The 11,579-nt window shown below is 72.3% G+C and carries 7 protein-coding genes and 1 pseudogene; 2 read left to right on the forward strand and 6 right to left on the reverse strand.

Translation table 11 applies throughout. The features are described 5' to 3' along the window. Positions 1-538: 538 nt before the first annotated feature. The 5 genes from DEF28_RS22580 to groES all read right to left on the reverse strand — a co-directional run bounded on the left by DEF28_RS22580 (position 539) and on the right by groES (position 6,391). The gene (locus tag DEF28_RS22580; RefSeq protein WP_114400251.1) at positions 539-1,651 is read right to left on the reverse strand and encodes a GuaB3 family IMP dehydrogenase-related protein; all 1,113 of its coding nucleotides are present in this window, start codon (positions 1,649-1,651) and stop codon (positions 539-541) included. A 153-nt stretch (positions 1,652-1,804) separates the two neighbouring features. Continuing rightward, positions 1,805-3,298: an IMP dehydrogenase gene (guaB, locus tag DEF28_RS22585; protein ID WP_114400252.1), complete on the reverse strand. Its 1,494-nt coding sequence runs from the start codon at positions 3,296-3,298 to the stop codon at positions 1,805-1,807. A 226-nt stretch (positions 3,299-3,524) separates the two neighbouring features. Further along, entirely contained in the window at positions 3,525-4,148 is a 624-nt protein-coding gene (locus tag DEF28_RS22590; protein ID WP_114400256.1) for a sigma-70 family RNA polymerase sigma factor, read from the reverse strand. Positions 4,149-4,306: 158 nt separating this feature from the next. Next, on the reverse strand, positions 4,307-5,920 hold the full coding sequence (groL, locus tag DEF28_RS22595; protein ID WP_114400253.1) for a chaperonin GroEL: 1,614 nt from the start codon (positions 5,918-5,920) through the stop codon (positions 4,307-4,309). Between the two features lie 111 nt (positions 5,921-6,031). Then, a complete protein-coding gene (gene groES, locus DEF28_RS22600) occupies positions 6,032-6,391 on the reverse strand; it encodes a co-chaperone GroES (RefSeq protein ID WP_374058237.1) in 360 nt (119 codons plus the stop codon). Between the two features lie 150 nt (positions 6,392-6,541). Here groES and DEF28_RS22605 point away from each other — a divergent pair, with 150 nt between their 5' ends. Next, positions 6,542-7,837, forward strand: coding sequence for a class I SAM-dependent methyltransferase (locus DEF28_RS22605; protein WP_114400255.1), 1,296 nt, complete (start codon positions 6,542-6,544; stop codon positions 7,835-7,837). Positions 7,838-8,249: 412 nt separating this feature from the next. Then, positions 8,250-10,676 carry an apolipoprotein A-IV repeat region-like domain-containing protein gene (locus DEF28_RS22610; protein ID WP_114446217.1) on the forward strand — a complete coding sequence of 809 codons (2,427 nt, stop codon included), beginning with the start codon at positions 8,250-8,252 and terminating at the stop codon, positions 10,674-10,676. Positions 10,677-11,468: 792 nt separating this feature from the next. Here the strand turns inward: DEF28_RS22610 and DEF28_RS29245 are convergent. After that, positions 11,469-11,579, reverse strand: a pseudogene (locus DEF28_RS29245) (IS982 family transposase); the annotation flags it as partial.

Below are 11,579 nucleotides of genomic sequence, written 5' to 3' on the forward strand. Positions count from 1 at the left end.
CGCGGGGGTGGGCCGGGAGGGCCCTGAGAGACGGATGGCGATGGCGGGACGCGGACGAGGTGCCGGCGGTTCGGCGGTGGCGCGGGCAACCGCCCGGTCGCGGTGACCCGCTGCCCCGTGCCGCACACGGGGCGGCGACGAGGAACCGGGGTACGCCGCCGGCGCTCCAGCTGCGGGCGGCTCCGCCCGCAGCCGCCGTTCCGGGCCCCGACGGCCGCGGGGAGGTCCGTGCCCGCCCGGAGATCAGTGGTCTCGGCGCGGCCCCGCACGGGACGGGCCCGCGTCGGTCGGCGCGTGTTCCGGCGCCGGGCGGTGGGACGCTTCGCCGCTGACGCGACCGTCCCGGAGGGGCCGGACCTCGGTGACTCCCCGGGCGCCAAGCTGTGCCGGCGTCCGCCCGGGCCCACCGCGGCTTTCGGCCGGCGGCCAGGCAGAGGGCTCCGCGGGTCCGCACACCGCCGATGAGCGTTCCAGAGCGAACACGGCAGCGGCGGGTGCGGTCGGGGGCATGGCCCCGGCCGCACCCGCCGGCAGGCGGCTAGTGCGGGTTGACGACGACCTCGACCCGCTGGAACTCCTTGAGGTCGGTGTAGCCGGAGGTCGCCATGGTGCGCCGCAGCGCGCCCATGAGGTTCATCGAACCGTCGCTCGTGGAGGCCGGGCCGTGCAGGATGGTCTCCAGCGTGCCGATGGTGCCGACGTTCAGCCGCTCACCGCGGGGCAGTTCGTGGTGGTGCGCCTCGCTGCCCCAGTGGTAGCCGCCGCCCGGCGCCTCCTGGGCGCGGGCGAGCGGCGAGCCGACCATGACGGCGTCGGCACCGCAGGCGAGCGCCTTGGCGATGTCGCCGCTGTGCGTCATTCCGCCGTCGGCGATGACGTGCACGTACCGGCCGCCCGACTCGTCGAGGTAGTCGCGGCGGGCGGCTGCGACGTCGCCGATGGCGCTGGCCATGGGGACGGCCACGCCCAGCACGCTGCGGGTGGTGTGGCCGGAGCCGCCGCCGAAGCCGACCAGCACGCCGGCCGCTCCCGTGCGCATGAGGTGCAGCGCGGCGGTGTAGGTGGCGCAGCCGCCGACGACGACCGGGACGTCGAGTTCGTAGATGAACTGCTTCAGGTTCAGCGGCTCGGCGCGGCCGGAGACGTGCTCGGCGGACACCGTGGTGCCGCGGATGACGAAGATGTCCACGCCCGCGTCGATGACGGCCTTGTGGTACTGGGCGGTGCGCTGCGGCGACAGGCGCGCCGCCGTGACCACGCCGGCCTCGCGGACCTCCTCGATGCGCCGGCCGATCAGCTCCTCCTGGATCGGCGCGGCGTAGATCTCCTGGAGACGTCTGGTGGCGGCGGCGTCGTCGAGTTCGTTGATCTCGGCCAGCAGCGGCTCGGGGTCCTCATAGCGGGTCCACAGCCCCTCCAGGTCGAGCACGCCCAGCCCGCCCAGCTTGCCGACGGCCACGGCGGTCTTCGGCGAGACCACGCTGTCCATGGGGCTGACCACGAGCGGCGTCTCGAACCGGTAGGCGTCGATCTGCCACGCGATGGAGACCTCTTCGGGGTCGCGCGTACGCCGGGCGGGGACGATCCCGATCTCGTCGAGCTCGTAGGCGCGACGCCCGTTCTTGCCCAGCCCGATCTCAACCTGCGCCAACGCTTCGATCCCCTCTCGTGCTTCCACCGGCGGACCCCGCCAGCGGCCCTGCCGCGGTGAGTTTACCCGGCGAGGCGGCCGCGGAGCAGGACGCGCCCCGGGGCTGTGGACGGCGCCGTCCGGGGCGGGCGCGCCGCGCGCCCGCCCGCCGGGCTAGCGGCGGCCGTGGTAGTTGGGCGCCTCGACCGTCATCTGGATGTCGTGCGGGTGGCTCTCCTTGAGGCCGGCGGAGGTGATCTGCATCAGCTGGCCGCGCTCGCGGAGCTCGGACACCTCGCGCACGCCCGCGTACCACATGGACTGCCGGAGCCCGCCGACGAGCTGGTGCGCCACCGCCGAGAGCGGGCCCCGGTACGGGACCTGGCCCTCGATGCCCTCGGGGATCAGCTTCTCCTCGGTGGCGACGTCGGCCTGGGAGTACCGGTCCTTGGAGAAGGAGCGACCGCGCATCGCGCCGAGCGAGCCCATGCCCCGGTAGGACTTGAACTGCTTGCCGTTGATGAAGATGAGCTCGCCCGGGCTCTCCTCGACGCCCGCGAGCAGGCTGCCGAGCATGACGGTGCTGGCGCCCGCCACGATGGCCTTGGCGATGTCCCCGGAGTACTGCAGCCCGCCGTCGGCGATGACCGGGATGCCCGCGGGACCGGCCGCCTTGGCCGCCTCCAGCACGGCGGTGACCTGCGGCGCGCCCACCCCGGCGACGACGCGGGTGGTGCAGATGGAGCCCGGCCCGACCCCGACCTTGACGGCGTCGGCACCGGCGTCGATGAGCGCCTGCGCGCCGGCGCGGGTGGCGATGTTGCCGGCGACGATGTCGGCCCGGGTGTTGGCCTTGAGCTTGGCGACCATCTCCAGCACGCCGGTGGAGTGCCCGTGCGCGGTGTCCACGACGAGGAAGTCCGCCCCGGACTCGACCAGCGCGTGCGCCCGCCGCTCGGCCTCCAGCCCGACGCCGACCGCGGCGCCCACGACCAGCCGGCCGTCGGCGTCCTTGGTGGCGTGCGGGTACTGCTCGCTCTTGGTGAAGTCCTTGACGGTGATGAGGCCCCGCAGCCGCCCCTCGGGGTCGACCAGCGGCAGCTTCTCGACCTTGTTCTCGCGGAGCAGGCGGAACGCCTCCTCGCGGGACACCCCCACCGGGGCGGTGATCAGCGGCATCGGGGTCATGACCTCGCGCACGCGGCGGTCCCGGTCGTCCTCGAACCGCATGTCGCGGTTGGTGACGATGCCGACCAGCCGGCCGTCCTCGTCGGTGACGGGCGCGCCGGAGATGCGGTAGTGGGCGCTCAGCGCCTCGACGTCGGCGAGCGTGTCGTCGGGGCGGCAGGTCACCGGCGCGGTGATCATGCCGGCCTCCGAGCGCTTGACCAGGTCCACCTGGGCGGCCTGGTCCTCGACGGAGAGGTTGCGGTGCAGCACGCCCACCCCGCCCTCGCGGGCCATGGCGACGGCCATGCGCGCCTCGGTGACGGTGTCCATGGCCGCGGAGACGAGCGGGATGCGCAGCCCGATGTTGCGCGACAGCCGGGTGCCGGTGTCCGCCTCACCCGGCTGCAGGTCCGAGTAGGCCGGGACCAGCAGGACGTCGTCGTAGGTGAGTCCGGGCGGCAACACCTTGGCGTCGGCCCCCGTCTGATGCTGCGTCATGACACCCTTCCAAGCACTTCGCGCGTGTCGTCTCATCCTAGGACCTCGCAGGGCCCGGACGTCGCACAACGCCCAAACCGGGTGCGCTTGTTCCCGGTGCGCCGCCCGCTACGGCGAGCGGCGCCAGCCGGTGCCGCGGGGCAGCGCGCAGTGGTGCCGCCGGCGGATCCGGGAGGGGCAGCGCGGACCGCGCGGACGGGGGAAGGTGGGTGCGTGCCGGCCGCCGTCAGAAGAGGCGGTTCGCCACGGCCACTTCCCGAAGCCGAGCGAGAGCTCGGTGCTGGGCAACCCGTACCGCTCCGGGCGACATTCCCAGTACATGTCCCGTCTCATCAGCAGATAGACCCGCAATCACGCGCATGACCAGCAGCCGCCGCTGCTGCTCGGGGAGTTCACTCAGCAGGGCCCGCGCCCGTTCGGCCTCCACGGTGCGCACCGCGGTCTCCTCCGGGCCGGGGCCGTCGTCGGGCCGGTCGGGCACCGAGTCGGTCGGGACGTCCGCGCGGGTGCTGACGCGCAGCGCGTCCGCGACCTTGTGCGCGGCGATCCCGAAGACGAACGAGGCGAACGGCCGCCCCATGTCCCGGTAGCGGGGTAGCGCCGCGAGCAGGGCGATGCAGACCTCCTGCGCGACGTCGTCGGAGTGGTGGACACAGCCGGAGACGCGGGCCAGTCGGGCTCGACAGTAGCGGACCACCATGGGACGGATCTCCCGAATGAGCGAGTCGACCGCCCCGTGGTCCCCTTGGACCGCGAGCGAGGTCAGGTGGTTCAGCTCCGTGTCGTCCGCTCTGCGCTGGGTACTCGGTCGTTGCGCGAGCATGCCCCCCGCGACGCGTAGATCCGTCACGTAACGAATGATGCCCGCAGGCACGGACTTACACGTCACGAATGTTGGCAACAGAATGATCACATTTCGGGTGATTGTGCCCAAAATGCACGCGTGTCCCGGGCCTCAGCCCGGGACACCCGTGGTAATGCGGGGGTTCTCACACCCCGGAACGAGCCCTAGTGGCCGTGACCGTGGCCGTGGCCGGCCTCCGGCTCCTCCTCCTCGGGCTTGTCGACGACGAGCGCCTCGGTGGTGAGCAGCAGGCCCGCGATGGACGCGGCGTTCAGCACTGCGGAGCGGGTGACCTTGACGGGGTCGATGATCCCCTGGGCCACCAGGTCGCCGTACTCGCCCTTGGCTGCGTTGTAGCCGTGGCCCTTCTCCAGCTCCGCGATCTTGGAGGTCACCACGTAGCCCTCGGCGCCCGCGTTGACCGCGATCCACCGGGCCGGCTCGACCAGCGCGCGCCGCACGATGCCCACACCGGTGGCCTCGTCGCCCGCGAGACCGAGGTCGTCCAGCGCCGCGGCGGCGTGCACCAGCGAGGCGCCGCCGCCGGCGATGATGCCCTCCTCGATGGCCGCGCGGGTGGCGGAGATGGCGTCCTCGAGACGGTGCTTCTTCTCCTTGAGCTCCACCTCCGTGGCCGCGCCGACGCGGAGCACGCTGACGCCGCCGGCCAGCTTGGCCAGCCGCTCCTGCAGCTTCTCGCGGTCCCAGTCGGAGTCGCTCGCCTCGATCTCCTTGCGGATCTGGCGGATGCGCTCGTCAACCTCGCTCTGGCTGCCGGCGCCGTCCACGATCGTGGTGGCGTCCTTGGTGACCGTGACGCGGCGGGCGCTGCCCAGGGCGTCGAGGTCGGCGTTCTCCAGGGTGAGGCCGACCTCCTCGGCGATGACCTGGCCGCCGGTGAGGATCGCGATGTCCTGGAGCATGGCCTTGCGGCGCTCGCCGAAGCCCGGCGCCTTGACCGCGGCCACGTTCAGGGCACCGCGCATCTTGTTGAGGACCAGCGCGCCGAGGGCGTCGCCCTCGATGTCCTCCGCGATGATCAGCAGCGGCTTCTTGGTCTGGACGACCTTCTCCAGCAGCGGGAGCAGCTCGTTCAGGTTGGAGATCTTGCCCTGGTTGATCAGGATGATCGCGTCCTCGAGCACCGCCTCCTGGCGGTCGCCGTCGGTCACGAAGTAGGGCGAGATGTAGCCCTTGTCGAACTGCAGGCCCTCGGTGAAGTCGAGGGACAGGCCGAAGGTCGGGGCCTCCTCGACGGTGATGACACCGTCCTTGCCGACCTTGTCGAACGCCTCGGCGATCAGGTCGCCGATCTGCTGGTCCTGGGCCGAGTTGGTCGCCACGTAGGCGATGTCGGCCCGCTCCCCGACCTCGCGCGCACCGGCGAGCAGGATCTCGGAGACCTGCTGCGCGGCGGCGTCGATGCCCTTCTTCAGGGAGGTGGGCGAAGCGCCGGCGGCCACGCTGCGCAGGCCCTCGCGCACCAGCGCCTGGGCGAGCACCGTGGCGGTCGTGGTGCCGTCGCCGGCGGCGTCGTTGGTCTTGGTGGCGACCTCCTTGACGAGCTGGGCGCCCAGGTTCTCGTAGGGGTCCTCCAGCTCGACCTCGCGCGCGACGGTCACACCGTCGTTGGTGATGGTCGGCGCGCCGAACTTCTTGTCGATGACCACGTTGCGGCCGCGCGGGCCGAGCGTGACCTTGACCGCGTTGGCGAGGCGGTCGACACCGCGCTCAAGGGAGCGCCGCGCGTCGTCCTTGAATTCCAGGATCTTCGGCATCGGTTGGGTCCTCAGTCCTTGCAAGTACGGTGGAAATCGAACCGCCCCGCCCGGCGAGCGGCCGGCCGGGGCGGGTTGTCACCTGGAGTGACGCCGGGAGGTCCCGGGGTCCTACTTCTCGACGACCGCGAGCAGGTCGCGGGCGGAGAGGACCAGGTAGTCCTCGTTGTTGTACTTGACCTCGGTGCCGCCGTACTTGCTGTAGAGGACGACGTCACCCACCTTGACGTCCAGCGGGATGCGGTTCTCGCCCTCGTCGTCCCAGCGGCCGGGGCCCACCGCGAGGACCTCGCCCTCCTGCGGCTTCTCCTTGGCGGTGTCCGGGATGACCAGGCCGGAGGCGGTGGTCTGCTCGGCCTCGAGCGGCTTGACCACGACGCGGTCCTCGAGCGGCTTGAGCACGGTCTTGCTCTCGGTGGCGGTCGACACGGTGTGACCTCCCCCTTCTGATTCGATGATTCGAAACGGCATGCTGGCAAAAGGGGCGACCACGGCGGCCTGTCGTCGCGGGTGCCAGACCGGCCTCGTCGCGATTAGCACTCTACCCTTGAGAGTGCCAGTATAGGAACATAGCCGGGCCCACCCAGCCCGTCAAACAACAGGTCACGGGGGAACAGCAGGGTGACAAGCGGGCAAATCGCGGCTTTCCACGCGCTGCTCACACCGGCCGGCCAGCACCTGCTGGCCGAGGCGGACGCCGCCGAGCTCCACGCCGACCCGCTCGCCGCCGCTACCCGGCTGCGCCGTGCCGCCCTGGAGGGACCGGACCCGGCCGCCGCCCCCGCGGGCGGGCAGCCCGTCGAACCCGCCCAGCTGGTGAACGCCGCCCTGACCCAGGCGCGGCTGCGCGGGCGGGCGCGCGAGAAGTTCGGCGCGGCCGCCGACCGGATGTACTTCACCCCAGCGGGCCTGGAGCAGGCCACCCGCGGCGCGGTCGCCCGCTACCGCGCCCACCGCTTCGCCGCCGCGGCGGCGGTGCCGGACGGCGCGACCGTGGGCGACCTGTGCTGCGGGATCGGCGCCGACCTCCTCGCCCTGGCGCGCGCGGGCCTCCCGGTCGAGGGGGTGGACCTCGACCCCCTCACCGTGGCGGTCGCCACCGCCAACGTCGAGGCACTGGGACTGGGCGCCGCGGCCCGCGTGCGCGAGGGCGACGCAGCCCGTACTCCGCCCGGGCGCTACGCGGCCGTCCTCTGCGACCCCGCGCGGCGGGGACGGCGCGGGCGGATCTTCGACCCGGACGCCTACGCGCCGCCATGGCGGACGGTGCTGGACCTCGCGCGCGGCGCCGCGGCGGCCTGCGTGAAGGCGGCCCCCGGCCTGCCGCACGAGCTGGTGCCGGAGGACGCCGCCGCCGAGTGGATCTCGGTCGACGGAGAGGTGAAGGAGACCGCGCTGTGGTTCGGCCCGCTGCGCGGCGCGCCGCGGCAGGCGACGCTGCTCCGCGGTTCCGCCCCCGCCGGAACCGCCGACGCGGCCGGCCCGCCCGACCGCGCCACCCTGGTGGCCGATCCCGGCCTCGGCGACCCGCCGCTGGCGGCACCCGGGCGCTACCTCTACGAGCCGGACGGCGCGGTGGTCCGCGCCCACCTGGTGGCCGAGGCCGCGGCGGAGGTCGGCGGAGCCCTGCTCGACCCGCACATCGCCTACATCACGGCTGACCGGCTGGTGCCGACCCCGTTCTGCCGCGCCTACGAGGTGCTCGACGTGCTGCCGTTCTCCCTGAAGCGGCTGAGGGCGGTGCTGCGCGAGCGGCGGGTCGGAATCGTAACGATTAAGAAACGCGGATCAGCGGTGGACGTGGAGCGGCTGCGCCGCGACCTGCGCCTGTCGGGGCCCAACGCGCTCGTCGTGGTGCTCACCCGGGTGGGAGACCGCCCGATCTGCCTGCTGTGTTCCGAGGTCAGCGCCCCATGACCGACAAAACAGACAAAACACACTTACTCCCGACATGGTGACGAACTCCCAAAAAGGTGCTAGAACCCGCATAGCCGGGTGAAGTAGAAAACCCTGTCCTTTGCACTCCCGCTCAGGCAGTGGAGGCCCGTGTCGTTAGACTGATCTCCGCTGAATCCTTCTCCCTTCTCGTGGATTCCTCTGGCGGCGTATCACGTCCAACCGGCGGGACATCGGCTGAAAAGGCCGTTTCGTCATCACCTGTCGTCCTACAACACGTAGGCGAGGCATTGCCGTCGGTAACCTGTGGGCATCTCGTGTGCCCCGTACGCCCCTTTCCGCGGACCGCACGGCCTGCCAGACTCCGACGAGAACACCGCCCCATCCGAGGTCGCAGAGGATGGGAGGCGCCAGATCAAAAGGAGCACCCTCGGTGGAACAGAGCAACCAGAACTTCCTCAACGGGGGAGGTCAGACCGGGATCTCCGACCGAATGCGGGAACTCCTCTCGCGAGCCGCTCAGGACCAGATCTCCGAGCAGAAATCGCAGGGCGCGATCACCGAGGAGATGCGCCAGCGGCTGGAGGGCATGGAATGGCTGCTCCGTGAGTTCCGAGAGCGCGAGTTCGCCACGCTGACCGAGGCGGTCGCCGCGGTCCAGTCCCGGGTCGACGAGCTCAGCAGCCGGCCCCCGGAGTGGGCGGAGACGCTTGCCGAGCACATCGAGCAGGTGGGCGAGCGGGTCAAGCCGGTCGGCGAGCTCCCCGCCCTGCGCACCGACATCACGGGCATCGCGGGCGAGCTGGAGACCGCACTGAGCCGGCTGCAGGGCCTGACGGAGACGGCCGTGCGCACCGCCGGGCAGGTCGACTCCCTCAGTGAGCGCGTCACCCAGCTCGCGGCGGCGGTCGAGGCCCGCTTCACCCGGTTGGACGAGTCGCTGGACGCGCTCGGCTCCCGGTCCGCGGAGCTGGCGACCGCGGTCGCCGGCGTCGGGGACCGCGTGGACGAGCGCCACGAGGCGGCGCTGGGTCGGGCGGACGAACGGCACGCGGAGGTCACCGCTGCCATCACGGAAGGCCGCGAGGCCCTGGAGCGCGTGGTCACTGACGGCCGCGAGGCCCTGGCGCAGGCGTTCACCGAACGCCATGAGGCCCTCAGCTCCGCGCTCCGCGAGCAGCACGAGGCCGTGCTGGGCCGCAGTGCGGAGCAGCAGGCCGCGATCACGGGCCGGTTGGACGACGGCGTCCAGACGATCACCTCCCGCGCGGACGAGCAGCACGCGGCCGTCACCGCGAAGCTGGACGAGAACACCACCGCCCTCACCGACAAGCTCGACCAGGGCGTCCAGACCCTCACCACCAAGAGCGACGAGCAGCACACCGCCATCGCCGCCAAGCTCGACGAGAACACCACCGCCCTCACCGACAAGCTCGACCAGGGCGTCCAGACCCTCACCACCAAGGCCGACGAGCAGCACACCGCCATCGCCGCCAAGCTCGACGAGACCGCCCAGACCCTCACCACCAAGGCCGACGAGCAGCACACCGCCGTCACCGCCAAGCTCGACGAGAACACCACCGCCCTCACCGACAAGCTCGACCAGGGCGTCCAGACCCTCACCACCAAGAGCGACGAGCAGCGCACGGCGCTGACCACGGCCCTGTCCGACAGCATCGAGCTGCTCAGCACGCAGGCCGAGGAGAACCACGCCGAGGCCACCGCCGCCGTGGCGGACGCCAACAGCGCGGTGCTCAAGCTCGCGGGCGAGACCGAGGAGCGGCTCGGCGAGCTGCGCGGCCAGCTGCGCCAGCAGCGCGACGACCTGCACGACCAGCTGGAGCGGCAATCCGCGGAGCTGCGCGAGCACGACGAGCAGCAGCAGGAGCTGCTGCGCGGCGCCCTCACTGAGACGGCCGAGGGGCTGCGGACCCGGATCGAGCAGAACCACGCGGAGGCCACCGCGGCTGTGGCCGAGCTCGGCACCGCGGTGAACGAGGCCAACACCGCCATCGCCGCGCTCGCGGAGCAGAGCGACGCCCGGAGCACCGAACTGCGCGGTGCGCTGGACGAGAGCGTTGCGTCGCTGACCGCCCGCACGGCCGAGCAGCACAGCACCCTGGTCGGGCTCTTCGAGGAGCACCGGGAGTCGGTCGAGGGCCGGCTGCAGCAGCAGGACCGGGAGCTGTCTGCCCGGATCGACGGGCACCTGAACTCGATCACCGGCAAGGTGGAGAGCCAGCACGAGTCGCTCACCGGCAAGTTCGAGCACGGACTGGGCCGGCTGGCCGACCGCTTCGACACCTTCGAGGGGCACTTCGAGGGCAGTTTCGAGGGCGTCGAGGGCAAGATCGACGGGCTCGACGGCCGCATCGACGGCGTCAACGGCCGGCTGGACGGTATCGAGGGCCGGGTCACCGGGGTCGAGGGCAAGTTCGAGGGCGTGCACGGCCAGTTCGACGGCGTCGACGGCCGCCTGGAGGCGATCGACGACCGCCTGGAGGCCGTCAACCAGCGCCTCAGCCAGCTGCCCGCCTCCATGGAGGTCAGCGAGCTGCACCGCCGGCTGTCCGAGCTGGTGGAGCGCCCGCTCGTGGACCACTCCGACCGGTTCGACCAGATCGACCGCCGGCTCGGCGACTCCCTCGACCCGCTGCTCAGCGAGGTCCGCGCCCGGCCCGACCGGCACGAGTTCGAGGAGACGATCAGCGAGGCCGTGGAGACGTCGCACGACGACGTCACCAAGCGAATGGCCACGTTGGAGGAGACCATGCTCGCCCTGGCGGAGGCGCTGCTGCGCCCGGGCCGGGACGGCAAGAAGAAGCGCCGGATGCTTGAGGACGACGAGGACGACGAGTAGCCGCCGCATCTCCTGAACGGGGCCGGCCCCCGGACGGGCCGGCCCCGTTTTCCGTGCGAAGGCCGGGACATGGCGTCCCAGCGGGGGCGGCGGACGGCTGCCCTGTGGTGCGCTGGGCACGGGCCCGGACTGTTGGCGGGAGTTCGCCGGGGGCCCGCCGCCATGGCGCCGGACGCGAGGGCCGGTCCGCGCGGACCGCCCCTGCCACCGCTGACCGCACGCCGGGGGGCGGTGGATGGCACCGGATAGGGCAGGCGGGTCCCTGCCACCGCTTCCAGCGGAGCACCAGACCGCACGATCCGGCGCCGCTCGTCGGCACCGCGGTCGAGCGGCCGCTGGCCGCCGACCACCCCCGCCGGCACGCCGATGCCTCCTCTCCGAGCTGGGGACGCGTGCGCGGTCCGCCGAGTGCGCGGACACGCGGCCGGGCATCGGCGAAAGCCTCCGTGCCGGCCCCCGGAACGGCCGAGGACACGCGGCTGAACACCGCCGCGGCCAGATCCCGACGGGTTCACCGGACCGTCCGCGTCATGGCGGGGGCGCCGGCGAGCGGTGGGCGGGGCTGGCCTTGGCGACCTGGTGAACGCCCCTTCCGTCCGGACGGCGGTGTCCGCTCTTCGATGCGGAGCCGGCGCGACCGGTCGGAGACCGAACGCCGTCCGGCATTCCGGCAGTGGTCGCACCTCGACCACCACCACGGGTTCCCCACCGCGGTCGGCCGCCCGCCCGTGTCCCGTTCCCGACCTCACCGGACAGAACATCCAGATCGTTGGTGGGGGTTTGGTGTCCTGGTCAGTGGTCGTCGGCGATCAGCGATCGCCTGACCGGGGCGCCGATCTGCCAGTTGCGCCAGATCGCGGTGTTGAGGGCGCAGACGCGCTGACACACTCGCGCCCACAGCCC

Source organism: Marinitenerispora sediminis, from assembly GCF_003336425.1.
Classification (GTDB): Bacteria; Actinomycetota; Actinomycetes; order Streptosporangiales; family Streptosporangiaceae; genus Marinitenerispora; species Marinitenerispora sediminis.